Below are 24,922 nucleotides of genomic sequence, written 5' to 3' on the forward strand. Positions count from 1 at the left end.
GAGGATCAAATGAACCCCCGCCACCTGCTGCGCATGTCCCAATGGGCTCGCAACCCGACGTCCGAGAAGCGGGTCAAGATGGTGTTCGGCATTATCATCCTGTGCCTTTTGATTGGCGGAATCGAGTATATGGGATGGTGGCCGGGATGGGCCAAAGGGGAATGGACCCGGTTCAGGCCGTAGAGTCGCTCAGAACCCGCTGAATCGCAGACAGAAAAATCCCGGTTCCAATGGGTATCAGCGCGTCCGGGAAGTCATAGTCGGGGTTATGCAACTGCGGATGATCAATGCCGGCGCCCAGCCAGAACATCGCCGTATTCGCACCCTTGCCGAATTGCCCGAAATCCTCTGAGAATTTTTGCGGCGAGTCCGTTACCTTGCAGGGTACACCATGCTCGGCACAGGCCGTTTCGATTGTGGCAACCGCCTCACTATGATTGACGCAGGCTTCGAAGACATCGTCGTAAGTGATTTCGACACTCAGACCGTCGGCGGACGCGGCTTGCCTCACCAAGGTTTCGGCCTCGGCCATCAGGCTTTTCATCCGCACATCAGAAACAGTGCGCAGCGTCACCCAAAGCTCGGCGCGGCCCGGAGCAACACCAAACGTCGGCTCGCCTAAACTGGCATGCGTTATAGTAGTCAGCGCAAAATCAGAATCCAGCGCGCCACCAGTGCCCGACCCAGCCAGCATCGGTATCAGTTCCGATAACGCCACGGCCGGAGACACCCCATCCTGCGGCGCCGCCGCGTGGGATGTCTTACCTGTCAGAACAACCTTCATCCCGCGAGACGCACAATTGGCGGGGCCTTGGCACAGCTCGACCTCCCCCAGCGCCAAACCCGGCAGATTGTGCAGCGAGAACACGCAGTCCGGTGCGATTTGCGCGAATTGAGGGTCCGCACGAAAGGCCATGGCACCCTGCCCGGTTTCTTCAGCCGGTTGAAAGATTAGTACCACCCGGCCTTTGGCGGGGCGCTGACACGCCAGTTCTTCGGCTACGCCAAGCACCATCGTCATGTGACCGTCATGGCCGCAAAGATGCCCCTTGCCCGAAATTTTCGACACATAAGGCCGGGTGCTGAGTTCCTGAATCGGCAACCCATCCAATTCGCAACGTACACCTACCGTCGGCCCGGCCTGCCCGCTGTCAAAAACAGCCGCGACGCCGTGACCGCCCAATCCGGTTAGGACCTGATCGGCACCGTGGCCGCGCAACAACTCGGCTATGCGGGCAGCGGTCTCACGCTCCTGCCCTGAGATTTCTGGGTATTGATGCAGGTCGTGGCGCAGGCGCGTCAGCCGCGCAAGCGTTTCAGGTGTCACCCCTGCTCCAGTTTTTTCTGACGCGCTTCGCGCAAACGGGCAAAGTCGTCGCCCGCGTGGTAAGACGACCGGGTGAGCGGCGTCGCGGACACCATCAAGAAGCCTTTGCCGAACGCAGCTTTTTCATACGAGGCAAACTCTTCCGGTGTCACGAACCGGTCCACACCGTGGTGTTTCGGCGTGGGCTGCAGATACTGACCAATGGTCAGAAAATCGATATCGGCTGCGCGCATGTCGTCCATGACCTGCCGAACCTCTTGTTCATTCTCGCCCAGACCAACCATGATTCCCGATTTTGTGAAAATCGAAGGGTCCATTTCCTTGACCCGCTGCAACAACCGCAGCGAGTGGAAGTAACGGGCACCTGGACGAACCTCCAAGTAAAGGCCCGGAACCGTTTCCAGATTGTGGTTGAAGACGTCCGGCTTGGCCTCGACAACGGTCTCAAGCACCGAAGGATCACATTTCAGAAAGTCAGGCGTCAAAATTTCGATCGTGGTTTTGGGAGACCGGTGTCGCACGGCCCGGATCGTCTGCGCGAAATGATCGGCACCACCGTCTTTCAGGTCATCGCGGTCAACCGACGTGATCACCACGTGGTTCAGACCCAGCTTTTCGACCGCGTGCGCCACACGGCCCGGTTCAAAAACATCCAGATCGTCTGGGCGGCCCGTAGCGATGTTGCAGAAGGTACAGCCGCGTGTACAGATTTCTCCCATGATCATCATGGTGGCGTGGCCCTGGCTCCAGCACTCGCCAACGTTCGGGCATCCGGCCTCTTCGCAAACCGTGACCAGGTTGTTCTCGCGCATGATCTTGTGCGTATCGGCATAGCCCTTGCCCCCAGGCGCCTTTACGCGAATCCACTTCGGCTTTTTCGGCTGGGAGTTATCCGGACGATGCGCTTTTTCGGGATGACGTTGTTCGGGGATCTTCAGATCACGCACGGCTGGCTTTCCTGACTTTGGGTCAATTTGCTTTGCCCTAACATAGTATGCCCGCGTGTACTATGCCACCCGGGTATACCCGCCATGCAACCCCGCTTTGCGTTCGCAGAATTTCGCCTTACTCTTAACAGTTTTAGTCGGTTTATTGGTTAAATCTCTGTCACTTGAGAACATATTGCAATTGCGGCATTTCCGACATTGAAGACAGTTTAGAACTGTTTTAAATCTCCCTCAAATCTAATGTGAATCACAGGAGCCTGTAGATGAAAACTGGCGCAAAACTGCCTTCCGTTACCTTCCACACCCGCGTCCGCGACGAAGCTGTCGAAGGACCCAACCCGTTCCGCTGGGAAGACAAGACCACTGCGGATTACTTCGCAGGCAAGCGCGTCATCCTGTTCTCTCTGCCTGGTGCATTCACGCCCACATGCTCGACCTACCAGCTGCCCGGTTTTGAAAACGGCTATACTGATTTCACCGCCAAAGGCGTGGACGAGATCTACTGCATGTCCGTGAACGACAGCTTTGTCATGAACAAATGGGCGCAGGATCAGGGTCTGAAAAACGTCAAGGTCATCCCTGATGGTTCGGGCGAGTTCACCCGAAAGATGGGCATGCTGGTCGACAAGGACAATCTGGGCTTTGGCATGCGCTCGTGGCGCTATGCGGCCATCGTGAACGACGGCGTGGTCGAGGCATGGTTCGAAGAGCCCGGCCTGATGGACAACTGCCCCGAGGACCCATATGGCGTTTCGTCCCCTGAAAACCTGATGAAGCATCTGGACGAAGCGAAAGAGCCGGCACTGGCCTAAGTTTTTTGTCGCTGAGAAATTTTGGGCTCGCCATTGGCGGGCCCTTTTTTTTGACGCGTTTCGCTGACGATGCCCTCACCAACGCGCCGGATGACGTCTGCCAGACTGTCAAACCAATCTTCCCGGCCGGTCGACATACGGCGAACCAAACCGACGGTACGTGAGGGCTGCGGCGCTCCAAAACGCATGAGTTTAAGCCCCGGAACAGCTTCGGTTTCCGATCTCGCCGCAATTTCGGGCATCAACGTCAGGCCAAACCCGTCAGCAACCAATCTAGACAGAGTCGCCAACGAGGACGCACCCATATTTATCAGACCGCTGTTTCTGTCCTGACCGCAGACCTCAAGCGCCTGATCCGTCAGGCAATGCCCGTCATCCAACAGCATCAATTGCGCGGCCTGCAAATCCATCGGTCGCAAAGCGTCAGGGTCGGTCGACACATTTTGAATCCGCCCTGCACTACCAGCCAAAAGAAAGCGGTCCTCAAAAAGAGGTAGTTCAAACAACTCGTTCCCGCCCGCTGGCAGCGCCATAACACCCGCGTCGATTTCACCCGCACGCAGCATCGTCAGCAACCGCTCGGTTCTGGCTTCGCGAATCTGAACCCGCAGTGATACATCGGCCGTCCGCAGTCCTGCCAGGACGCCGGACAACAGATAGGGGGCGATCGTTGGAATTATTCCGATCGACAACGACCTGTGCCCGCCTGAGTGATCCTTCGCGAATTGGTCCAGCCTGTCTGCCGCCCCCAACACCTGACGCGCATAGTCCAGAACGTCCCGTCCCAGCGGCGTTAGTAGAATGTCGCGGGCCTGACGTTCGAACAGCGGCCTGCCCAAAGTTTCCTCCAGCGCCTTGATCTGAACCGACAAAGCGGGTTGTGAAACATGGCAGACCTGCGCCGCACGGCCAAAATTGCGCTGATCTGCCACCGCGCTGAAGTATTGAAGTTGTCTGAGGGTAAAATTCATAGGCAATGCCTATCACTTCAATCAAAAACCTCAACCTTGAATTATAGCTGGATGTTTATCCGATGAGCCGCGTTTTCTCGGTCTGATCCCCGTAATGGCGCTTGAGTCGTTGCAAAGCGATGCGGAGAACGATTTTCCCGGACCTTGCAGACCAGCCCATCCGTTTTTCGGCAAGTTCCAGCCCCTCCAGATAACAGCAGCAGCGCAGAGCAACGTCGCTAAGACCCGGACCAAGGTCCGACAGCGCCCGTTCGACACGATCACGTGCATCTGATGAGCCTTGTCCAATATGAGAACCACTTCCAAAGGTTCCACGCCCCCCCGCGGTCAGAAAGTGATCCCAGTTTTGCGCCACTTGCGGGCCGATCTGCGCCAGTTCAAAGTCTTCGCGCAGCCGTTCACCGGCACTGACCAGAGTTTCATCGAGAAACGGCTTTCCATCGCGGTCCCGCCTGCGCGCCAACGCGATCAGAGGGCTTTCGGCGGCGCTGTATCGAATGCGTTTGGGGCGGTTTGAGGAGGCAGGTTGGCTTTGCCTCATTTGCGAATGAAATGGCGTTTGCGCATCGGCCATGCCAAATTCGTTTCTTGCCCGCGCCTTATTCTCCGCCTCGGCAATCAACTGGCTCAGCGCAGCGCGACCCGATGACGAAATCCGATAGCGCGAGATACGCCCCGGATTGTCGCAAGAAATCCAATCCTTCAGTGCCAGAGCCTGGGCAATTTTGCAGTCGACAACGGCTGTTCTGGTTGCACCGCTGTCACCAGAGTCCCGGACGACCACGGCTTTGTCCATCTCTTCAGCCACGGCAAGGACCGCACCCGTTTCGCACAGTCTGCGCAAAATCCGCAGGGCCTCGCGATTGAATTCTTCGTCTTTTGCCGCCGCCGCGTCCTCTTGGGATGCACCGAGTGTTTCGGCCCCCGCTCGATCATCCGCATCAGAGAAATGGGTTTCCGCAAGCGATTGCAACGCGGCATCCACCAAAGGATCGTCGCGGCGCGTTTCGATACGACGAATTTGTCGGAGAATGGTTGACGCATGGCATCCCGCAGATCGCGCGATGTCGCGGATCGATTGACCGGTTTCGGTATGAGCCAGGTATCGCTGCGCCCCTTCAGGTACCCAAGCCGGAATGGTGAAAGCCATGTTATCTTGCATAGTTTCTTGCCCTCGTCGACAAAACAATCTGTTCTCAATCGCCCCCGGTGAATTTGTTAACCAATCCTAACTAGAGTCGCTTTCGTTACTCGTTCGTTAACCAAAAGAGGCAAGCACCAGATTTGATTCAAAATCATAAACACTCATGAAGTCAGAGTTCGGCGAGAGCCCGATCAAGGCAACACCCGCTTAGGTTGTGTGACAAACAGATAAATTCTGTTCAACCAAGGGAACACCGAAATGCAGGACCTGATGACCATGATTGCAACGCTCCGCCGTCCACGCCTGCTGGCCCGGGCCGCGAAATTCGGAGCGCAGGACTATGATCGGGACCGGCACCTTCAACGCATTCTGGGATACGGATCACTACCCGGTACCGGGGCCGCGCTGGTGCGTTTGATGGAAATGGAGCGGGAGGTTAACGCACAAAGGCTGGCCGAAGACGCCGCCTATTCGCTGGTCCGCCATCTGGACCTGCTGATTGCGCTGTTGGGCGAGGCGCAACTGTTCAAAGCCAGCCGCGCCTCGCAGTATCAGTGATCAGGTGAAGGCATCCGGCATGGATGCTTTCTTTTTCTCAATGTACTCGTTCAAAGCAGCGTTGATCGCGGGGTCGAGTTGCGGCTGCTGATAGTTGGCCAGCAGATGCTCGACCCGTGCTGTGGCCAACTGCCGTGTGTCACGACCGCCTTCGTCTTCCCAGGTTTCGAACGGCTTGTAATCCAGAACCTCGGATTTCCAGAACGCGTCTTTGAAGTTGGCTTGCGTATGGGCGCAACCAAGATAGTGACCTCCCGGACCAACTTCGCGGATCGCGTCCATGGCCTGCGCGTTTTCATCATAGGCCACACCTTTGGCCAGACCGTGCAGCACACCCAGTTGATCGGCATCCATGACGAACTTTTCAAAGTCCGCTACCAGACCACCTTCCAGCCAGCCGCATGAGTGCAGCATGAAGTTCACACCGGCCATCAGACCCATGTTCAGCGAGTTCGCGGTTTCGTAGGCCGCCTGAGCGTCAGGCAATTTCGAGCCGCAGAAAGACCCGGCCGAACGGAACGGCAGGTTCAGACGCCGCGCCAGCTGGCCCGCGCCATAGGTGACCATTGACGCCTCGGGCGTACCAAAGGTCGGAGCGCCCGAGTTCATGTCAATCGACGACACGAATGCACCAAAGATAGCTGGTGCACCCGGACGGATGATCTGACTGTAGGCCACGCCGGCCAGAACTTCGGCCAGAACCTGTGTCAGCGTACCCGCAACCGAAACCGGTGCCATCGCGCCGCCAACGATAAAGGGCGAGATAATGCAGGCCTGATTATTCGCCGCATATACCTCAAGCGAGCCCATCATCACGTCGTCGAAGGTCATCGGCGAATTGATGTTGGTCAGCGAGGTCATGACCGTGTTTTCCTGAACGAACTCTTTGCCGAACAGGATCTCACACATCTCAACCGAATCCTGCGCGCGGCTGGGATCGGTGACCGAACCCATGAACGGCTTATCCGACAGGGTCATATGCGCCATCAGCATGTCCAGATGACGCTTGTTCACCGGAACGTCGGTCGGTTCGCACACTGTACCGCCCGAGTGGTGCAGCCACTTGGACATGTAGGCCAGTTTCACGAATTTGTTGAAATCGTCCATGGTCGCATAACGGCGACCACCATGTGCATCCCGCACGAACGGAGGGCCATAGACCGGGGCCAGAACCAGATTGCGACCACCGATGACAACCGATTTCTCAGGATTGCGGGCATGCTGGGTGAACTCGCTGGGCGCTGTTTTGATCAGCTCTCGGGCCAGCCCGCGCGGAATACGGACGCGCTCACCGTCAACATCAGCACCGGCATCTTTCCAGCGCTTTAGCGCATCGGGGTTGTCGACAAAATTGACGCCGACTTCGGCCAGAATAGTTTCCGCGTTCGTCTCGATGATTTCTAACGCTTCTTCGTTGAGAACCTCGAAGTTCGGAATGTTCCGTTCGATGTATTTTGCAGTTTCGATGCGAACTGCGGTGCGTTCGGCCCGGCGGGCGGCGCCACCGCCACCTCTTGCCCTGCGCCGGGTGTTTGCCTCTGCCATGAGAAGATCCCGTCAATTGGTTGGTTTGGTCAGTTTGTTACAGGACACTACCGATGCAAAGCATCTGATTTACGGCGCTATAGGGGTAAAAGCGACATCCGCATGAACCAAAACCGTCAGGTGGCTCAGCCGTTCAGGCAAGTTGCTTTTCCATGACGATGCCGTTGCCTTTCCCTTCTGTCTGGCTCCACCCCAAGTGGAGATACATGGAAATTGTTCCCTGCATCAGCCGATGCGTTCGCAGTCTGAGTTTGGAAACACCTGCCTCTCGGGCCGCCCGCTTTGCCTTAGCAAGCAGCTTTCGGGCCAGCCCTGAACCTTGGGCTTTTGGAGAAACCGCCAGATTGAAGATCATCACCACGTCGTCAACACGGTCGAAAACGACAAAGCCGACGATTTCCCCGCCCGCTTCTGCAACCCACGCCTGATGCGCAGCTATGTCGTCGCCGACACCTTCAGTCACGTCGGGCAGATCTGGAATGTCCCGCAAAGCATCCGCATAGGCCGCGGCAATACAGGTCTTAACTGCGACCGTGTCAGTCGGGAGTGCACGTCGAAACATTATCCGGGACATCTGGCACCCTTTCCGTCGTAGTCCTGAGGCACAATTGCACAAATGACGTCATTGCGCTTGCACATGCAAGGCTTGGCACCTAATAGCCAACCATGACCCAGACATCCCATGACCGCCTTCTGATCATCGACTTCGGCAGCCAGGTTACGCAGCTTATTGCCCGCCGCCTGCGCGAACTGAATGTCTATTGCGAAATCCACCCCTATCAGAACGTCACGATGGACTTCGTGCGTGAAATGGCACCGAAAGCCGTGATATTCTCGGGTGGTCCGGACAGCGTGACGCGCGAAGGTTCGCCACGTGCTCCGCAAGAGATTTTTGACTATGGCGTTCCGATCCTGGGCATCTGTTATGGCCAGCAGGTGATGATGCACCAACTGGGTGGCAAAGTTGAAAGCGGGCATGGGACGGCTGAGTTCGGGCGTGCTTATGTCACTCCGAAGGAGAAGCTCGACATTCTGGATGGCTGGTTCACAGATGGGGACGAGCAGGTCTGGATGAGCCACGGCGACCACGTCAGTGAAATCGCGCCCGGTTTTGACGTCTACGGCACCTCGCCCAACGCGCCCTTCGCGATCACCGCGGACAGCAAGCGACACTTCTATGCGGTCCAGTTCCACCCCGAAGTGCATCACACCCCCAAAGGTGCGAAGCTGTACGAGAACTTCGTCAAGCTGGCCGGGTTCAAAGGCGACTGGACCATGGGCGCTTATCGCGACGAGATGATCCGCAAGATTCGCGAGCAGGTTGGCGACAAAAAGGTCATCTGCGGTCTGTCCGGCGGCGTCGATAGCTCGGTCGCGGCGATCCTGATCCACGAGGCGATCGGCGATCAGCTGACCTGTGTGTTTGTCGACCACGGCCTGCTGCGCAAAAACGAGGCCGAGGAAGTCGTCGGTATGTTCCGCGACAACTACAACATCCAACTGATTCACGCGGATGAAAGCGAGCTGTTCCTTGGTGAGCTTGAAGGTCAGAGCGACCCTGAAACCAAGCGTAAGATCATCGGCAAGCTGTTCATCGACGTTTTCCAGAAGCACGCCGACACCATCGATGGCGCTGAGTTCCTGGCCCAAGGCACTCTGTATCCGGACGTCATTGAATCGGTGTCCTTCTCGGGCGGCCCCTCGGTTACTATCAAATCGCACCACAACGTAGGCGGTCTGCCTGAAAAGATGGGCCTGAAGCTCGTCGAACCGCTGCGCGAGTTGTTCAAGGACGAGGTCCGCGCGCTGGGTCGCGAGTTGGGCCTGCCGCAGAGCTTTATCGGCCGTCACCCCTTCCCCGGACCCGGGCTTGCGATTCGTTGCCCTGGTGAGATCACCCGCGAAAAACTGGACATCCTGCGCGAAGCAGATGCCGTCTATATCGACCAAATCCGCAAACACGGCCTCTACGACGATATCTGGCAGGCCTTCGTAGCCATTCTGCCGGTGCGCACCGTTGGCGTCATGGGCGACGGACGTACCTATGACTACGCCTGCGCCTTGCGCGCGGTCACATCCGTTGATGGTATGACCGCCGACTATTACCCGTTCAGCCATGAATTCCTCGGCGAAACGGCGACGCGGATCATCAACGAGGTCAAAGGCATCAACAGATGTACTTATGACATCACATCCAAACCACCGGGAACCATCGAGTGGGAATGATCAGAAAGCCGGGCACTGTCCCGGCTTTTATTATTTCACCTCGTCCAAAATTCTATATCTATCAAACTGATATCGAGGGGAGTTCACAGGTATAGGAATGGACACCGCCAAACCACAAATTGGTAAGGCCGCGCTCTGGATGACCGGGGCGATCGCCTCATTCTCATCCATGGCCGTAGCTGGCCGCGAGCTGAGCGTGACGCACGACACGTTCGAAATCATGTTCTACCGCAGCCTCGTGGGGATTTTCGTGGTCGCCATGGTCCTGACTACAACACGGAAATGGCATCAGGTCTCAACCGAACACCTAAGCCTGCACGGGATTCGGAACGTCCTGCATTTCACCGGACAGAACCTCTGGTTTTATGCAGTCAGTGTCATCCCGCTGGCGCAGGTTTTTGCGCTGGAATTCACCCAACCGATCTGGGTGATCCTGCTTTCGCCGCTGCTGTTGAAGGAACGCCTGACAACAGTTCGTGTCATGTCAGCGCTCATTGGGTTTGCGGGCATCTTGCTGGTTGCCCGCCCAGGAGCAGTACCGCTGAGCCCCGGTGTGCTTACAGCTGCGCTGTCCGCCGTTTTTTTCGCTTTGACAACGATATCGACAAAGTCCCTGACCCGCTTTGCAAGTATCGGATGCATCATGTTCTGGTTGACGGTCATGCAGGCCGGTCTGGGACTGGTCGCGGCAGGGATCGACGGGCAAATCACCCTACCCTCGGCAAGTACGGCGCCGTTTCTGTTGCTGGTCGGCCTGGCCGGGCTTCTGGCGCATTATTGCATCACCAACGCGCTCGCGATTGCTCCGGCGACCGTCGTGGTGCCCTTCGACTTTGCCCGCCTACCGACAATCGCAGTGGTCGGTATGGTTCTGTACCATGAACCGCTGGATCACTGGACCTTATTGGGGGCGGCCGTGATCTTTTCCGGCATCTTCCTGAACGTTCAGGCAGAGAATCGTAACAGTTTGGCAACACTCTCGCGGGACACTCAACACAAGTAACGCACGGTCACGTGTTGACGATAAAGTAAACCTTAAGAAAGTATCGAGCACCACAATGCAGGTCAGTCTGCACCACATTTTTTCAGGCACTGACCTTCAGGCATCAGAGGGAGGAAGTAATGAAGAAAGCGCTATTACAGGCGTGCGCGGTATGCGTTGGCGCAACAGGAGCTTACGCGGGCGGTCTGGACCGCAGCGGCCAGGGCGTCAACATTTTGTTTGAGGAAGGTTCTGTCGTGCAGTTCCGTTTGGGGTACGCAAACCCTGACGTGAGCGGTCAGCAGAACGGTGTCGACTCCGGAAACATCGCCAAAAGCTTCTGGACCCCACATCTGGCATACAAGCATTCGTTCACTGATCAGCTGGACTTCGCACTAATCTATGACGAACCGTTTGGTGCTGACGTCGAATATCCGTCGAACTATCCGTTGTCGCGGAACCCCACGGCACCCGCTGGTGGTCGGACCGACGTCCTGCGTGCCAAGGCGGATGTTGATGCGATCACAGCCTTGCTTCGCTACAAGTTCGACGGCGGCTTCAGCGCTATCGGCGGTATCCGTGCACAGCGTGCCAAGGCGAACGTCGCTGTCCCGGTGGTTGCAGGCTATGAATTCGAGTCCGGTTCTGAGATTGATTTCGGCTATGTCGTAGGTGTCGCTTGGGAACGCCCCGACATCGCAGCGCGTGTGGCTCTGACCTACAACTCGAAAATCACGCATGATTTCGACTCGACGGAATCCATCAACCGCGTGCCGCCCATTCCGGCCGCGCTTGTGACCGCACAAACCGAAACCGAAGTTGTTACACCTCAGTCGGTAAACTTGGACTTCCAGACCGGTGTAGCGCCTAAAACTTTGCTGTTCGGATCGATCCGCTGGGTTGACTGGCCGCAGACTGTTCTGGCCCCGCCGGTTTACACCGCCGCCGCAAGACAGAACCTTGTTGACTATTCAACCGACACGTTCACCTACACGCTTGGCTTGGGCTACAAATTCACCGAGGAATTTTCAGGCGCGATCTCAGCGGGTTATGAAACATCCTCGGATGAGCCGGTTTCAAACCTCGGCCCGACCGACGGGTTCTGGAGCCTTGGCGTGGGTGGCACCTACACCTTTGAACAGGCGCAGATTTCGGGCGGTATTCGGTACACCGATATCGGCGATGCTACCACCACCACGGGTGGCCAGTTCTCAGGTAACTCGGCGTGGAGCGTGGGTCTGCAGCTGACATATTCGCTGAACTGATCCGCACACGCGTGATGACATTGAAACCCCGCCAAATCGGCGGGGTTTTTCTTTGCGCAAGTTTCGGGTCGATCAATCGCTTGAGTAATGTGAGAACGGGGCATGGAACCACAAAAACACCTGTCTCCAAGAGCTTGGGCCGAACTGTTACTCCTCGGATTGATCTGGGGCGCCTCATTCATCTCTATCCGAATCGCGCTGGACACGATCCCGGTAATGACCTCGGTATTGCACCGTGTCTTCTGGGCGATGCTGGCATTGTGGATCGTTGTCTGGGTCAGGAAACTGGAGGTTCCGACAAGTCCGCATATCTGGGGTGCGTTCCTGATTATGGGCCTGCTCAACAATGCAATTCCATTTTCGCTCATGGCGTGGGGGCAGCTTTACATCGAGACGGGCCTGACCTCGATCCTGAATGCAGCGACAGCCGTGTTTGGCGTCCTGATCGCCGCGATGTTCTTCAAGGACGAGCGCTTGACCCTTGCGCGTGGATTAGGTGTCGGGCTGGGCTTTTTGGGCGTTGCCATTGCAATTGGTCTTCAGAACTTTGCCACGTTCGACCTTCAAAGCGCTGCGCAATTGGCGATAATCGCAGGTACCGTTTCCTACGCATTTGCCAGCGCCTGGGCGCGGAGCAAACTGTCCGGCCTGTCGCCCATCGTCGCGGCCGCCGGGATGCTGACCGGTTCAACCCTGTTGATACTGCCAGTGACGCTCGTCACCGACGGCCTCCCCACTTTGAATCTGCCGGTGATAACCTGGACGGCCATTGCCTACTACGCACTGATCGCGACGGCCGGAGCGTACCTGCTGTACTACCGTGTCCTTGCGATGGCCGGCGCGGGGAACCTGATGCTGGTGACGCTTGTCATACCGCCAGTGGCCATCGTTCTGGGCGCGCTATTGCGGGACGAGGCCCTACCACCGCAGGCATTTTTTGGCTTTGCAACACTGGCAGTTGGGCTTTTGATCCTGAACCGGTCCCGCACACGCGATTGACGCCGCCCCCTACCCGTTTTAGCTAGGTCAGAAAAAGGGACAGCGGACGATGATCTACAGCTCAGCAAAAGACTGGCGCGATGCACCGCGAAAAAAGGTGCTGTTCTTCGGCATGTCCGGGCTGGGGAAAACCTACGTGTCAAACGTACTGCGCGATTCCGGGGACTGGTTTCACTACTCGATCGATTACCGCATCGGAACGCGCTATATGGGCGAATACATCATCGACAACGCCAAGGCTCAGGCAATGAAGGTCCCATTCCTTCGCGATCTGCTACTGTCGGATTCGATTTATATCGGATCGAATATCTCTTTCGAAAATCTGACGCCGGTTGCAACCTATTTGGGCAAGCCGGGCGACCCTGCATTGGGCGGTCTGGAGCTGACCGAATATCGTCGCAGGCAGGAGCAGTTCCGGCTCGCGGAAATCCACGCCCTCCTCGACACTGAGTACTTCATCGACCGTGCACAACGTCTGTACCAGTATCCGCATTTTATTTGCGATACCGGCGGGTCAATTTGTGAGTGGGTCGATCCAAACGACCCCGCCGATCACGTGCTGTCAGAACTGTCCCGGCAGACCCTTATGATCTGGATTAAGGGCGACGAGGATCACACGGCGGAACTGATCCGCCGTTTCGACAAGGCGCCCAAGCCGATGTCCTACCAGCCCGAGTTTCTGACCAGGGTTTGGGATGAATACCTCGCCCAGCACGACTGCGCGGCCCAGGAGGTCGACCCGGATGCCTTCATCCGCTGGACCTATGCACGGGCACTGGCGCACCGTCAGCCGCGCTATCAGGCCATGGCCGACAATTGGGGTGTCACCGTCACCGCCGATGACATGCACAAGGTCCGCGACGCGGGTGATTTCGATGAGTTGATCGAACGCACCCTTGAGACCCGGCCCAACCGGGCTTAATTACCGCTCTTACACTGTTTCTCCAAAGGCTTGCACCTGATGCCAATCAAGATTCCTTCCGACCTACCTGCATACGACGTTCTCACCAACGAGGGCGTCATGGTCATGGCAGAGGATCAGGCGATGCGTCAGGACATCCGCCCCTTGCGGATCGGGTTGCTTAACCTGATGCCCAAGAAGATCCAGACCGAGAACCAGTTCGCGCGATTGATCGGAGCGACCCCGCTGCAGATTGATCTGTCGCTGATCCGCATGACCGAACATCGGACCCGGAACACCGCCGCAGATCATATGGCCGAGTTCTACCATCCCTTTCAGGAGATAAAGGATCAGAAATTTGACGGCCTGATCATCACCGGCGCGCCGATCGAGCATCTGGAATTCGATGACGTCACCTATTGGGACGAAATCACCGAAGTATTTGAGTGGACCCAAACGAGCGTCCATTCGACCTTTGGCGTCTGCTGGGGTGGCATGGCGATGATCAACCATTTCCATGGCGTTCGGAAACATATGCTGGACGCCAAGGCATTTGGGTGCTTTCGTCATCAAAACCTTTCCCCCGCATCTCCGTTCCTGCGAGGGTTTTCGGACGATTGCGTGATTCCGGTCAGCCGATGGACTGAAATGAAACAGGCTGAGATCGACACCGCCCCCGGTCTGACGACCCTGTTGGGCAGCGATGAGGTTGGTCCTTGTCTGGTCGAGGACCCCTCGCATCGTGCGATCTATATCTTCAACCACTTCGAGTATGACAGCGATACGTTGAAGCAGGAATATGACCGTGACGTCTCGAACGGAACGCCGATAAACGTACCGATCAATTACTACCCCGAAGACGATCCCTCTCAACCGCCACAGAACAGGTGGCGCAGCCACGCGCATTTGCTCTACGGCAATTGGATCAACGAGATTTACCAGTCCACACCGTTCAATATGGAAGACATTGGCCGTTAAAGCTCTCATAGCTCTCGGCCTTGTCTTGTCGGGCCTCGTTCTGCTGACCGCCTGGCGGGCAGCACAGAACGAAGCCGAGGCCGAGGCCAGCTTTCCGCCTGAAGGTCAGATCGTAATGGTCGACGATATAGCGGTGCATGCGGTTGTCATGGGGGAAGGCCCTGATGTGGTATTACTCCACGGGTCCAGCGGTAACACCCGCGACATGACATTCGCGCTGGCTCCGATTTTGGCGGAAAACTTCCGCGTAATCACGTTCGACCGACCCGGATTAGGCTATAGCGACAGCTTCAACCCCGACGGCGAGACGATTGAAGAGCAAGCATTAATCCTGCAAAAAGCTGCCGCGCAACTCGGCGCCGAAAAACCCATTGTCGCAGGTCAAAGCTATGGCGGTTCAGTGTCGCTGGCCTGGGCCGTTACTCGCCCTGACAACATATCGGCTCTGGTCCTGATCGCGCCAGCTGCCATCCCTTGGGAAACGCCGTTGGATGGCTTCAACCAAATCGCATCCACGACTGCGGGTAATGCCCTTGCCCTGCCCCTGATCACAGCGTTCGTCCCGGAGTGGTACGTAGAAAGCGCGCTGGACCGGGTCTTTGCCCCGCAGACCGCGCCTGAAGGATATGCCGCACATTTCGGCCCGGGTCTGACCATGCGGCGCGCCTCGATGCACGCCAATGCCAAACAGCGGGCGAACCTGTTGGACGAGGTCCGCGCGCTGCAACCGCGGTATGGCGAGATTTCCATGCCCACTGAAATCGTTCACGGAACGGCGGATACCACCGTGGGCTTGGACTGGCACTCTGAACGTCTGATTGAACAAATACCCGGCGCGGAACTGATCGAACTTCCGGGTATCGGCCACATGCCGCAGGTTGTAGCCGCCCCCGAGGTTGCACTGGCAATCGACCGCGCCGCCCAACGAGCGGGTTTGCGTTAGGCTTGCAGCTAATCCATAGTAGGATATGGATTTTATGGCGAGGTAACTCATGGCCCGTTCCGAAAAAGGCTCCATTGAAAAGTATTTTCGCAAAGACGCGCCCAAAGACGTGCGCACCGCAATCGAAAACGCCAAGAAAGACGACATTCTGAACCCAACATACCCTTACGACGAAAAAATCAAGCGTAAGGACTATGACCAGCAGATCGAACTGCTGCAGATCGAACTGGTCAAGATGCAATCCTGGGTCAAAGAAACGGGCCACCGCGTCGCCATTATTTTCGAAGGTCGCGACGCAGCCGGAAAAGGCGGAACGATCAAACGGTTTCGCGAAAACCTTAACCCTCGAGGTGCCCGGAACGTCGCACTAAGCAAGCCTTCGGATATCGAACGCAGCCAATGGTATTTTCAACGTTATCTCTCGCATCTTCCTGCGGCGGGTGAAATCGTGTTCTTTGACCGCAGTTGGTACAATCGCGGTGTGGTTGAGAACGTCTTTGGTTTTTGCGAACCCGAAGAACGTGAGCGGTTTTTCCGGCAAGTGCTGCCACTGGAGACCGGTCTGGTTAACGACGGGATCAAGCTGTTCAAATTCTGGCTCAACGTTGGGCGCGCCGAACAGCTCAACCGGTTTCTGGCACGTGAATCAGATCCGCTAAAGCAATGGAAACTCAGCCCAATCGACGTTGCAGGTCTCAGCAAGTGGGACGAGTATACGCAGTCGATCTCGGAAACCCTCACTCGCAGCCATTCGGAACATTGCCCCTGGACCATCGTCCGCTCTGACGACAAGAAACGCGCCCGGCTGGCGGCCATTCGTACCGTGCTGCATGCATTGGATTATGACGAAAAGGACAAGAAGGCGATCGGCAAGAACGATCCCCTTATCTGCGGCGGCCCTGAAATTTGGGATTCATGATGACAAATTCACGCCTTATGGCTGCTGAGCATTGGACGAATGCCGGCACGTGGATTATGTCTTGGTTCCCCAAGGCTTAAACAAAAAAGGCTCCTGACTCAGGGATGACGAAACGCGGCTATCACCACGGCAATCTCAAACAAGCCCTGATCGAGGCCGCGCTGTCGCTGATCGAAGAAAAGGGTCCGACCGGCTTTACCCTGTCCGAGGCCGCAAAAACCGCCGGGGTGACGCCTGCCGCAGTCTATAGGCATTTTCAGGGCCGCGAGGATCTGATCGCCGAGGCCGCACGGCAAGGGTTCGAAATGTTCGCGGACCTGATGCAATATGCTTACGACAAGGGCCAACCTTCGGCTCTGGCAGCATTCGAGGCCACCGGACGTGCTTATCTGGCTTTTGCCCGCAAACACCCCGGCCACTACATCGCGATGTTCGAAAGCGGGATATCCGTCAATCGCACGCCTGAATTGGCACTTGCCGCGAACCGAGCTAAAAACGTCTTGGAAAAGGCCGCATCAGACCTTTCACAGCATATCCCGCCAGACAAACGCCCGCCTGCTTCGATGTTCAGTGCCCATATCTGGGCCATGAGCCACGGGGTTGTTGAGCTTTATGCGCGCAACACAGGCGCCAGTTCGCCTTTTTCACCCGAAGATTTGTTGGAAAGCGGTATCGGAATCTATTTGCGGGGCCTTGGCCTGGTGCCGCAAGACGATTGAGCGCACGCTAGAACATAGGACGCGACACAGGCGCGCTCAGGCCGGATGTGACGTTTATCAAATCCATCTCACCCATCCCCTTGATGTCGACGCGTCCCAGATCAGAGACTTGGAATTCATCGATCAGCGCGTATTTCATCTCTTCCGGGGCGACGATATTCATTGGATTTGCAAAGACTTGCAGGCGTGAGGCAATGTTTACCGCAGGTCCGAACACGTCATAGACGTATTTCTGAATGCCCACGACCGAACCGACAGCCGCCCCCATGCCCAAACCGACCCTTGCCTGCCATTTGTGTGGATGGCTTTCGTTGCGCCGTTCGAGGTAACGCAGGAACCGAACCGCACAGTGTGCCACCGCAGTTGCATGATCCGGCGTTGGATCGGGCATTCCAGAGACCGCAAGGTAAGCGTCGCCGATTGTCTTGATCCTCTCACATCCGAACTGTTCAACGATCCGGTCGAAGGCCGTGAAGATGTCATTCAACTCGCTGAGCGTGACCGTCGGATCGGTTTTGGCTGCAAAGTCCGTGAAGCCGACAAAATCCAGCATCACCACTGAGACCTGGTCGAAAAGCTGCGGCGTGACGACGCCAAAGGTTTTGAACTCTTCATACACAGCGCGCGGCATCAGGTTTAGCAACAGTCGTTCTACCCGCTCTTTCTCACGCTCTAACTCGCGAGTATTGCGTTCGACCATTGTCGAATAGCTGTCGATCATGCTTTCAAGTTCGCGAATGCGAGTGATGTTCTGAAACTCGACGACCAGAACCTGCTCGGACAGACCGTTTGCCAAAGATACCGCGGTTGCAAAAATCAGTGTCCGGCGCTTGGGTTTGACCTGCAACTCGACCGAATAACGCAGGCCCGATTGCTTTACGTCATCAAGTTCCTTTCGATCGAGATCGGGAAAATAGTCCAACAGGGTTTGACTGTCGCTCGGCGCCCCGAACCACTCGGCAAACGGGCCGTTGTGAAAAACGAACGTCAAATCCGAGGCGCGCACAACTGCAACACCGACACCTATCGCGCGCAGCAGTTGTTCATTTATGGCCAGAATACTCATGCCGCGTTGCGCGCGACTATGATTGCGCGTTTTGACTCAATAGCATCAAGGGCAATCTTTATGTGCGCATCTTCCATCCCGTGCATCGACAGAGCCTCACTGAACAGCGCGGCCATCTCGTCAAAATCAGCGTGAGAGATATTCAGGTGCCGATGCACCGCCTCAATCCTGTCGTCACTAAAGGAGGCAGGTCCACCGACGAGCGAAGAAACGAATTTCGTCTGGTGATCAATCAGGCGCGGCATGTCTATGTCTTCGAAATGGCCACCGATCTGGTCGGAATCCAAAGCCATCTCATAAAAAGTCATCACGATCCGACTGATCGTTTTGAAGCCGCCATACCTTTCGTAAATTGTCTGACCCACACCAACACCCAAGCTTTACCCACCACTAACGCCACAAGGTTATATCATATTGACAGTTTTGTTAACGCTTATGAGGCAATTGGTTGTTGCACGGCAACTGCGCTAGAATTTGGCAAAGGGTGAACTCAAACGCTCAGGTCATCGGCGCAGGGAATGAAACCAACGTACCCGCCTTGATCCAGCAACCGCGCCTGGCCGCCCATCCGCCAATACAACTTGCGCCGCGCAGCCTGTAACTCACGCCGAGTGCGGAACCAGAGCGGTCCTTTGTCCAGACCGCTATTGATCTTTCGGTCCTGCGACCGTTCGCTGATCTTCACCGCCTCGACCGTCTGATCCTGTTGTTTCGACCAGATCATTTGAACCCCAACCGCAGGAAAGCACTGGTACATTCGCCAGTCCGGTCGGGGGATCGAAACGAAATCGTCCAAGTGATCAGAGTATTTCTCAGACCAGGTCAAAAGTTTGCGGCAGGCTTCGTGCGAAAGAACGTAAGCCGCCGCGCTGGGGGCCATCTCAAGCATGGGGCGGACGTTTACGCCCGCAAGCTGCAGCTCGGGCCCAAATCGAAGGGAACGGGGCGAGTAGTCAAGCTTGATCATGTCGTACGCGTCACCTGCGTCCAACAAGGCCGAGATCGCCGAGCCCGCCTGAGTGGACATTTCAACGTCGTCTTCGAAAACAGCAACCGCCTTCAGATTTCGATCTACGGCGTTCTGCCAAACGGCGCGATGGCTTTCAAAGCAGGCGATTTCGCTTTGCTTCAATCCCCAGCGACTGCCCGTGCCCGGAACATAGCCATTGCCAACCAGCGCCTCGGGTTGCTGTGCGTCTGTCGCACTGAACCGTGTGGCCCCGGCCAGTCCAGAATGGGCAAACTGCGTTTCCATAAAGGCCCGACGCGCGGGAACCCGATCCAGATTGATGAAAAAGGCACCCGTCTCTGGTGGCAGTTCCTGACGTCCCACGGCTATTCCTTTCAAGCGGTTGTGCCAGATACACATCCGCGATGCAGACAATCAACCCCGCGACTGGCCAATGTGCATCCGCCAGAGCCTACCCGGAGTTGGGTGTCCCGATTGACCTGCACTCCATGGGTGTGGACGCGGTCATCTTCCGTGAGAATGGCAAGAAGGGCCGACTGCCCCTCTCGCCTAATCGATCAAGCGCTGATCGTGTTGTGCTCGGGCCCGTAGGGGAAACCCGTGATGTTCTCGGCTCCGGCTTCCTCGACGACCAGGATGTCATGCTCGCGATAGCCGCCCGCACCTTTCTGGCCTTCCGGAATCCACAGCATTGGTTCTATGGAAACAACCATGCCGGGCTCCAGAACCGTATCGATGTCTTCACGTAGTTCCAGTCCTGCTTCGCGCCCGTAGTAGTGGCTGAGGATACCGAAGGAATGGCCATATCCGAATGAACGATACTGCAGCAGGCCCTCATCAGCGAAGAACCGGTTGATTTCCTCACAGATGCCGGAACAGGTCGCACCGGGTTTGATCAGGCTCAGCCCCAGTTCATGTGCGGCAACGTTGGCCTTCCAGATGCGGAGGCCTTCGGCGTCAGGCTCACCCAGAAACAAAGTGCGTTCCAGAGCCGTATAATAGCCCGAGATCATCGGGAAGGTGTTCAGCGACAGGATATCGCCCTTCTCCAGCACCCGTTTGGTGACGGGATTATGAGCCCCATCGGTGTTCAGACCGGACTGGAACCAGACCCATGTGTCGCGATACTCGGCGTCGGGATAGGCGCGCGCGATTTCGGCTTCCATTGCGTCGCGTCCGGCCATGGCGATCTCGATCTCGGTCGCACCTTCGCGGATGGCTGCGTGAATGGCCGCGCCCCCTACATCCGCCGTTCGCGCGCCGCCCTTGATCAGTTCGATCTCTTCCGCAGACTTAACCATACGTGCAGCCATCGTATCGGGCGCGATATCCAATAGCTCCGGCCCACCCAGCATGTCCAGCGCGGTGTCACGCATGGCCAATGTCATGTGGTCGCCTTCGATACCGACCCGCTTGGTCGAACCAATCAAGCTCGCCACCGCGCGCCAGTAATTGTTCCGCTTCCAGTCCGTATAGATCACGTTTTCCTCGACCGAGCGCCGCCATGGCTGGCCCGCGTCGATATTCGCTGACACGGTAGTGCACGCATCCTGCGTCACGACGCAGCCGTAAGGACGGCCGAACGAGCAATACAGAAAGCCCGAGTAATACGCGATGTTGTGCATCGACGTCAGCAGCACCGCCGGGATGTCGCGCGCCGCCATGGTCGCACGAAGGCTGGTCAGACGACGGGCGTATTCCGCCTTGCTGAAAGGCAACGGAGCCTTGTCGCCATTGTGGCAGGTGAAGAACTCGGGGCGATTTTGCAAATCAGTCATGTGGTCTCTCCTCAATGCCGGACTGGCATCGCCCGGCCACAAGCCCCGGCGTTCAGGACAAGCGGCCTCGGGAACCGAGAGCCATGCACCCCGCTTTGCGTCACGACGCCATCGTGACCGAGGTGCATGGTGAAATCGCTAAATCAGCTTTCGAGTCGCGTCAAGCCGGGCTGAGACCCCGCAGCCGTTCAGACCGACGACGTAATAGTTCGACCGTGGTCAACAAGGCAATCGAGATCACCACAAGGATAGTCGCAACCGCCAGAATTGTCGGGCTGATCTGCTCACGCAAGCCGGTGAACATCTGCCAGGGCAGCGTCTTCTGGCTGGCCGAGCCAACGAACAACACAACGACAACCTCGTCAAAGGACGTGATAAAGGCGAACAACCCGCCTGATATCACACCGGGCAAGATCAGCGGCATCTGGATTTTGAAGAACGTCCTGACCGGCCCGGCCCCCATATTCGCGGCAGCCCGCGTCAGCGATTGATCGAACCCGACCAGAGTAGCCGTCACGGTAATGATCACGAATGGGATACCAAGTACGGCGTGCGCGAGGATGACTTTGATGTAGCCGACAAAGTTCTTATCCATGCCCAGCGTGCCTTCAAGAAAACGCCCGATATCGCTGTAAAAGAAGAACATTCCGGTGGCTGAGATAATCAGGGGTACGATCATTGGCGAGATCAAGATACCCATTATGGCCCGACGCCCCGGAACGTGCGACTGGCTGAGCCCGATCGCAGCCAAAGTGCCCAGCGTTACCGAGATGACGGTCGCAATCGGCGCGATGATCAGCGAATTCTTGAAGCTGCGTTGCCATTCGTTGTTGGTGAAGAAATCGCGATAATGCTTCAGCGAGTACCCCTCGGGGTCCAGCCGCAACATCTCGGGCGTAAAGGTGAAGAAGTCTTGCGCGTTGAAGGACAGCGGCAGAACCACAAGGATCGGTGTGATCAGGAACACGAATATCGCACCGCAAATCACCCGGAACGTATAGTGCCAAAGCACCTGACCGCCGGTCATGTAGGGCAACAGCTTTTGACGATACCGGCCTTCGTAAAGCCAGAAGATGAAGAACGCAAAGAACCACCCCACCAATAGCCCGACGATCAGCCCCGTCATTCCGGCAAAGAAAAAGCCGATTGCGCCAATGCCCAGGATCGTGATCCAGCGCGCGATACGCTCGTTGTCCAGAATGGTGATGTATAGCCAGGCCAACCCTGCCATCAAAGCAGCGCCAATCAGAATGCCCAGCAGGACATTGCCCTGCCCGGCACCGACGAACATACCGACAAAGCCTCCGGCGATGGCGACAGTTGGCAGGACGACCGACAACGGTTTGCGGGATATAGGTGTAAGTGCAGCCATGTTTTTATCCCAGCTTGACGTTATCGATGCCTACAATCTTGTCGTAGCACCAGTAGAGAAGCAGAACGACCGCCAGCAGGATCGTCCCCAGTGCCGCAGCCAATCCCCAGTTCAGCGAAGACGAGATGTGGTAGGCAATCCGGTTCGAGATGAAGACACCCTTGGTGCCGCCTACGATCTCGGGCGTGATATAGTAACCGATGGCCAGAATGAACACGAGGATCGACCCCGCGCCGATGCCCGGTATCGATTGCGGGAAGTAGATCCGCCAGAAGGTTGTCCAGTTCGTGGCCCCCATGGATTTGGCAGCGCGTGTGTAGGACGGCGGGATCGTCTGCATTACCGAATACATTGGCAGGATCATGAACGGCAGCAGGATATGCGTCATCGCAATGATCGTGCCGATCTGGTTGTTGATGATCACAAGCCGGGCGTCATCTGCAACAAGTCCCAGCCAGACCAGCGTTTCGTTTATAACACCCTGCTGCTGCAGCATCACTTTCCATGCCGAAGTCCGAACCAAAAGCGAAGTCCAGAACGGCAGTAGCACAAGGATCATCAACAGGTTTGACACGCGCATCGGCAAGTTCGCCAACAGGTACGAGATAGGATATGCCAGCAGGATACAGGCCCCGGTAATGACCAGCGACATGAACAGAGTCCGGCCGAACAGTTTGACGAGGATTTGCTTGTCCTCGGGCTGCGCCGCAACCCCGTCCGGGGTCAGTCTCAGGTCCACCGCAGCTAGAAAATAGCCCGGAGTAATGTTCCGCGCGTGGGTCTTGATAACGCGCCAATTTTCAACATCTGCCCAATCGTCTTCCGCGTCGATGAGTTTGTCCTTGAACGGGGCATCCGCTTCGGGATCCCATTTCCGGATTTTACGACCTGTTTTACGGAACAAGGATGAAATGCCGGGTTCTTCATAGTTCAGCCGGGACCCGAGCCGGGTGTGCCGTTTTTCATTCACTGCGACGATCATGTCGCGAACGAAAGCGTCATAAACTTCCTCATCCGGCAATTCGCCGGTTGTTTCATCCCAATTGCTCAGCGCCTCAACCGTCAGGGGCAGCGTGTTCTCGACAATCCCGTTTTCGACAGACCGAAACAGCATGGACGCAATGGGTATTATGAACGAGAAGAGAACGAACAAAAGAAGGGGGGCAATCAGCAGCAGGGCACGCAGCTTTTGTCGCCGCAACGAACGCGATAGCGATTGCTTGAGCGGAGTTCCATCGGCGGCCAGCATCGGTCCAGCTTTTTGACTTGCGTCAGTCATCGGTGCCCCTTGGGTTTTCTTGGGTTTGGGGGCGGCGAACCGCCCCCAGTAAACGTTTCAGATCAGCAGACACTTACTGCGACAACCACGCCTGGAACTGTGCATCCAGATCGTCGCGGTAGTCGGCCCACCATTCGTAGTTGTTCACAAATGTGTTTTCCGCATTGTTGGGATCGGTCGGCATGTGCGGTGCCATATCAATACCCAGTTCGGCATGTTTTCCTACCAGCGGAGCCGAAGATGCGCGCGCCGGACCATACGAGATGTAAGCCGCCTGATCCGCCAGTCGCTGCGTGTCAGAGGCAAAACGGATGTAGTCCAGAGCCCGTGCTTCACGTTCCGGGCTCAGCCCCGCAGGGATCGCAAATCCGTCCAGGTCGAACATCTGCCAATCCCAGGCCATTCCAACCGGCTGGTTTTGCTCGGCAATCATCGAGAACAGACGTCCGTTATAAGAAGAGCCCATGAAAATCTCGCCGTCCGCCAGCAACTGTACAGGCTCAGCCGCCGCAGACCACCAGATCGTCTCGTCTTTGATGGTATCCAGCTTGGCAAAGGCACGCTTTACACCTTCTTCCGTTTCAAGTGTGTCGTAGACCTCTTCGTATGGAACGCCATCGCACAACAGCGCCCACTCCATGTTGGCGATCGGGCGCTTGTTCAGTGCGCGCTTACCTGGGTACTTTTCCAGATCGAAGACATCACAAGCGCCGGTGGGCGGTTCAACACCATCGGGCACCAAGTCGGTCCGATAGCCGAAGGTCGTCGAAAAGACGATCAGCGGAATATAGCATGGCGAGACCAGCTGATTACCGAAATCCTCGGTTGCCGACGTGCCGTCCGGCGCCGCGGCCAGATGCTCTTCGGGATCGATCTCGATGATCAAACCTTCGTCGCAGGCGCGAATATTGTCCGCCGCCTCAAGATCGACAACGTCCCAGGTGACATTGTCCGCTTCGTTCATGGCACGCAGCTTGGCAACGCCTTCTGGTGAGGAGTCGTCATTCAGAATGGTGACGCCCGTTTTTTCCGTATAGGGCTCGTGATACGCCTTCAGCTGTGATTTGGAGTACGCGCCGCCCCAGGAGACGATGGTCATCTCTTCGGCCATTGCGCCACCGGCGATCGCGGCAATCGCACTCGCCAATAGAGTGGTTTTGGTAACTTTCATTGTTAACTCCCTGTTTTACCCGTTAGTTTTTGCTTTGATAACCGGATCAC

At 56.7% G+C, this 24,922-nt stretch carries 25 protein-coding genes; 12 read left to right on the forward strand and 13 right to left on the reverse strand.

Features of this window, described 5'->3' with window-relative positions; translation table 11 throughout:
- Positions 1 to 9 precede the first annotated feature (9 nt).
- Positions 10 to 183, forward strand: a complete 174-nt coding sequence (locus tag MHN28_RS02410; protein WP_239335548.1) for a hypothetical protein — start codon at positions 10 to 12, stop codon at positions 181 to 183.
- On the opposite strand, the gene MHN28_RS02415 is transcribed toward MHN28_RS02410, so the two are convergent.
- Entirely contained in the window at positions 173 to 1,327 is a 1,155-nt protein-coding gene (locus MHN28_RS02415; RefSeq protein WP_239335549.1) for an amidohydrolase, read from the reverse strand. The genes MHN28_RS02410 and MHN28_RS02415 overlap by 11 nt on opposite strands.
- Complete coding sequence (lipA, locus tag MHN28_RS02420; RefSeq protein ID WP_239335550.1) at positions 1,324 to 2,274, reverse strand: lipoyl synthase; 951 nt, start codon at positions 2,272 to 2,274, stop codon at positions 1,324 to 1,326. Before lipA ends, MHN28_RS02415 begins: the two co-directional genes overlap by 4 nt.
- Before the next feature lie 263 nt (positions 2,275 to 2,537).
- On the opposite strand from lipA, the gene MHN28_RS02425 reads away from it, so the two are divergent.
- Positions 2,538 to 3,086 carry a peroxiredoxin gene (locus MHN28_RS02425; RefSeq protein ID WP_239335551.1) on the forward strand — a complete coding sequence of 183 codons (549 nt, stop codon included), beginning with the start codon at positions 2,538 to 2,540 and terminating at the stop codon, positions 3,084 to 3,086.
- Here the strand turns inward: MHN28_RS02425 and MHN28_RS02430 are convergent.
- Complete coding sequence (locus MHN28_RS02430; protein ID WP_239335552.1) at positions 3,083 to 4,057, reverse strand: hydrogen peroxide-inducible genes activator; 975 nt, start codon at positions 4,055 to 4,057, stop codon at positions 3,083 to 3,085. The two genes, MHN28_RS02425 and MHN28_RS02430, sit on opposite strands and share 4 nt — an antisense overlap.
- A 55-nt stretch (positions 4,058 to 4,112) precedes the next feature.
- Positions 4,113 to 5,219 carry a DUF6456 domain-containing protein gene (locus MHN28_RS02435; RefSeq protein WP_239335553.1) on the reverse strand — a complete coding sequence of 369 codons (1,107 nt, stop codon included), beginning with the start codon at positions 5,217 to 5,219 and terminating at the stop codon, positions 4,113 to 4,115.
- 240 nt (positions 5,220 to 5,459) lie between these two features.
- Between MHN28_RS02435 and MHN28_RS02440 the strand changes: the two genes are divergently transcribed.
- Positions 5,460 to 5,759 carry a DUF6477 family protein gene (locus MHN28_RS02440; RefSeq protein WP_239335555.1) on the forward strand — a complete coding sequence of 100 codons (300 nt, stop codon included), beginning with the start codon at positions 5,460 to 5,462 and terminating at the stop codon, positions 5,757 to 5,759.
- Here MHN28_RS02440 and MHN28_RS02445 read toward each other — a convergent pair whose 3' ends face one another.
- Together MHN28_RS02445 and MHN28_RS02450 are read right to left on the reverse strand one after the other, a co-directional pair.
- A complete protein-coding gene (locus MHN28_RS02445; protein WP_239335557.1) occupies positions 5,760 to 7,304 on the reverse strand; it encodes a trimethylamine methyltransferase family protein in 1,545 nt (514 codons plus the stop codon).
- A 133-nt stretch (positions 7,305 to 7,437) separates the two neighbouring features.
- Positions 7,438 to 7,878 (reverse strand): GNAT family N-acetyltransferase, encoded by a 441-nt coding sequence (locus MHN28_RS02450; RefSeq protein WP_239335558.1) that lies wholly within the window; start codon positions 7,876 to 7,878, stop codon positions 7,438 to 7,440.
- Between the two features lie 92 nt (positions 7,879 to 7,970).
- Here MHN28_RS02450 and guaA point away from each other — a divergent pair, with 92 nt between their 5' ends.
- The 9 genes from guaA (at position 7,971) to MHN28_RS02495 (ending at position 17,236) form a co-directional block, all read left to right on the forward strand.
- Positions 7,971 to 9,530, forward strand: coding sequence for a glutamine-hydrolyzing GMP synthase (gene guaA, locus MHN28_RS02455; protein ID WP_239335560.1), 1,560 nt, complete (start codon positions 7,971 to 7,973; stop codon positions 9,528 to 9,530).
- A gap of 97 nt (positions 9,531 to 9,627) precedes the next feature.
- Complete coding sequence (locus MHN28_RS02460; RefSeq protein ID WP_239335562.1) at positions 9,628 to 10,533, forward strand: DMT family transporter; 906 nt, start codon at positions 9,628 to 9,630, stop codon at positions 10,531 to 10,533.
- 119 nt (positions 10,534 to 10,652) lie between these two features.
- Positions 10,653 to 11,777: an OmpP1/FadL family transporter gene (locus tag MHN28_RS02465; protein WP_239335563.1), complete on the forward strand. Its 1,125-nt coding sequence runs from the start codon at positions 10,653 to 10,655 to the stop codon at positions 11,775 to 11,777.
- Between the two features lie 102 nt (positions 11,778 to 11,879).
- Positions 11,880 to 12,776 carry a DMT family transporter gene (locus MHN28_RS02470; RefSeq protein ID WP_239335564.1) on the forward strand — a complete coding sequence of 299 codons (897 nt, stop codon included), beginning with the start codon at positions 11,880 to 11,882 and terminating at the stop codon, positions 12,774 to 12,776.
- Between the two features lie 49 nt (positions 12,777 to 12,825).
- Positions 12,826 to 13,698, forward strand: a complete 873-nt coding sequence (locus MHN28_RS02475; RefSeq protein WP_239335565.1) for an ATPase — start codon at positions 12,826 to 12,828, stop codon at positions 13,696 to 13,698.
- Positions 13,699 to 13,737: 39 nt separating this feature from the next.
- Positions 13,738 to 14,655, forward strand: coding sequence for a homoserine O-succinyltransferase (metA, locus tag MHN28_RS02480; RefSeq protein ID WP_239335566.1), 918 nt, complete (start codon positions 13,738 to 13,740; stop codon positions 14,653 to 14,655).
- Entirely contained in the window at positions 14,645 to 15,598 is a 954-nt protein-coding gene (locus tag MHN28_RS02485; protein WP_239335567.1) for an alpha/beta fold hydrolase, read from the forward strand. Before metA ends, MHN28_RS02485 begins: the two co-directional genes overlap by 11 nt.
- A 49-nt stretch (positions 15,599 to 15,647) precedes the next feature.
- Positions 15,648 to 16,517: a polyphosphate kinase 2 gene (gene ppk2, locus MHN28_RS02490; protein ID WP_239335568.1), complete on the forward strand. Its 870-nt coding sequence runs from the start codon at positions 15,648 to 15,650 to the stop codon at positions 16,515 to 16,517.
- A gap of 104 nt (positions 16,518 to 16,621) precedes the next feature.
- Positions 16,622 to 17,236 carry a TetR/AcrR family transcriptional regulator gene (locus MHN28_RS02495; RefSeq protein WP_239335569.1) on the forward strand — a complete coding sequence of 205 codons (615 nt, stop codon included), beginning with the start codon at positions 16,622 to 16,624 and terminating at the stop codon, positions 17,234 to 17,236.
- 7 nt (positions 17,237 to 17,243) lie between these two features.
- Here MHN28_RS02495 and MHN28_RS02500 read toward each other — a convergent pair whose 3' ends face one another.
- From MHN28_RS02500 to MHN28_RS02530, 7 genes are all read right to left on the reverse strand, one after another.
- The gene (locus tag MHN28_RS02500) at positions 17,244 to 18,302 is read right to left on the reverse strand and encodes an adenylate/guanylate cyclase domain-containing protein (RefSeq protein WP_239335570.1); all 1,059 of its coding nucleotides are present in this window, start codon (positions 18,300 to 18,302) and stop codon (positions 17,244 to 17,246) included.
- Positions 18,299 to 18,667, reverse strand: a complete 369-nt coding sequence (locus tag MHN28_RS02505; protein ID WP_239335571.1) for a group 1 truncated hemoglobin — start codon at positions 18,665 to 18,667, stop codon at positions 18,299 to 18,301. Before MHN28_RS02505 ends, MHN28_RS02500 begins: the two co-directional genes overlap by 4 nt.
- A gap of 125 nt (positions 18,668 to 18,792) precedes the next feature.
- Entirely contained in the window at positions 18,793 to 19,635 is an 843-nt protein-coding gene (locus MHN28_RS02510; RefSeq protein ID WP_239335572.1) for a glycosyltransferase family 25 protein, read from the reverse strand.
- 194 nt (positions 19,636 to 19,829) lie between these two features.
- Positions 19,830 to 21,050: an aminopeptidase P family protein gene (locus tag MHN28_RS02515; protein WP_239335574.1), complete on the reverse strand. Its 1,221-nt coding sequence runs from the start codon at positions 21,048 to 21,050 to the stop codon at positions 19,830 to 19,832.
- Positions 21,051 to 21,210: 160 nt separating this feature from the next.
- Positions 21,211 to 22,422 (reverse strand): ABC transporter permease, encoded by a 1,212-nt coding sequence (locus MHN28_RS02520; RefSeq protein ID WP_239335576.1) that lies wholly within the window; start codon positions 22,420 to 22,422, stop codon positions 21,211 to 21,213.
- A 4-nt stretch (positions 22,423 to 22,426) separates the two neighbouring features.
- Positions 22,427 to 23,701, reverse strand: a complete 1,275-nt coding sequence (locus MHN28_RS02525) for an ABC transporter permease (RefSeq protein ID WP_239335578.1) — start codon at positions 23,699 to 23,701, stop codon at positions 22,427 to 22,429.
- A gap of 73 nt (positions 23,702 to 23,774) precedes the next feature.
- A complete protein-coding gene (locus MHN28_RS02530) occupies positions 23,775 to 24,872 on the reverse strand; it encodes an ABC transporter substrate-binding protein (RefSeq protein WP_239335580.1) in 1,098 nt (365 codons plus the stop codon).
- Between the last annotated feature and the right edge of the window lie 50 nt (positions 24,873 to 24,922).

It is taken from the genome of Ruegeria sp. Ofav3-42, assembly GCF_022347725.1.
Lineage (GTDB): Bacteria > Pseudomonadota > Alphaproteobacteria > Rhodobacterales > Rhodobacteraceae > Ruegeria.

Bases quoted from the DNA above. Each gene is read 5' to 3' on its own strand.
- MHN28_RS02410 (WP_239335548.1), top strand. From the start codon at position 10: ATGAACCCCCGCCACCTGCTGCGCATGTCCCAATGGGCTCGCAACCCG.
- MHN28_RS02425 (WP_239335551.1), top strand. From the start codon at position 2,538: ATGAAAACTGGCGCAAAACTGCCTTCCGTTACCTTCCACACCCGCGTC.
- MHN28_RS02430 (WP_239335552.1), bottom strand. From the start codon at position 4,057: ATGAATTTTACCCTCAGACAACTTCAATACTTCAGCGCGGTGGCAGAT.
- MHN28_RS02435 (WP_239335553.1), bottom strand. From the start codon at position 5,219: ATGCAAGATAACATGGCTTTCACCATTCCGGCTTGGGTACCTGAAGGG.
- MHN28_RS02440 (WP_239335555.1), top strand. From the start codon at position 5,460: ATGCAGGACCTGATGACCATGATTGCAACGCTCCGCCGTCCACGCCTG.
- MHN28_RS02445 (WP_239335557.1), bottom strand. From the start codon at position 7,304: ATGGCAGAGGCAAACACCCGGCGCAGGGCAAGAGGTGGCGGTGGCGCC.
- MHN28_RS02450 (WP_239335558.1), bottom strand. From the start codon at position 7,878: ATGTCCCGGATAATGTTTCGACGTGCACTCCCGACTGACACGGTCGCA.
- guaA (WP_239335560.1), top strand. From the start codon at position 7,971: ATGACCCAGACATCCCATGACCGCCTTCTGATCATCGACTTCGGCAGC.
- MHN28_RS02460 (WP_239335562.1), top strand. From the start codon at position 9,628: ATGGACACCGCCAAACCACAAATTGGTAAGGCCGCGCTCTGGATGACC.
- MHN28_RS02465 (WP_239335563.1), top strand. From the start codon at position 10,653: ATGAAGAAAGCGCTATTACAGGCGTGCGCGGTATGCGTTGGCGCAACA.
- MHN28_RS02470 (WP_239335564.1), top strand. From the start codon at position 11,880: ATGGAACCACAAAAACACCTGTCTCCAAGAGCTTGGGCCGAACTGTTA.
- MHN28_RS02475 (WP_239335565.1), top strand. From the start codon at position 12,826: ATGATCTACAGCTCAGCAAAAGACTGGCGCGATGCACCGCGAAAAAAG.
- metA (WP_239335566.1), top strand. From the start codon at position 13,738: ATGCCAATCAAGATTCCTTCCGACCTACCTGCATACGACGTTCTCACC.
- ppk2 (WP_239335568.1), top strand. From the start codon at position 15,648: ATGGCCCGTTCCGAAAAAGGCTCCATTGAAAAGTATTTTCGCAAAGAC.
- MHN28_RS02495 (WP_239335569.1), top strand. From the start codon at position 16,622: ATGACGAAACGCGGCTATCACCACGGCAATCTCAAACAAGCCCTGATC.
- MHN28_RS02500 (WP_239335570.1), bottom strand. From the start codon at position 18,302: ATGAGTATTCTGGCCATAAATGAACAACTGCTGCGCGCGATAGGTGTC.
- MHN28_RS02515 (WP_239335574.1), bottom strand. From the start codon at position 21,050: ATGACTGATTTGCAAAATCGCCCCGAGTTCTTCACCTGCCACAATGGC.
- MHN28_RS02520 (WP_239335576.1), bottom strand. From the start codon at position 22,422: ATGGCTGCACTTACACCTATATCCCGCAAACCGTTGTCGGTCGTCCTG.
- MHN28_RS02525 (WP_239335578.1), bottom strand. From the start codon at position 23,701: ATGACTGACGCAAGTCAAAAAGCTGGACCGATGCTGGCCGCCGATGGA.
- MHN28_RS02530 (WP_239335580.1), bottom strand. From the start codon at position 24,872: ATGAAAGTTACCAAAACCACTCTATTGGCGAGTGCGATTGCCGCGATC.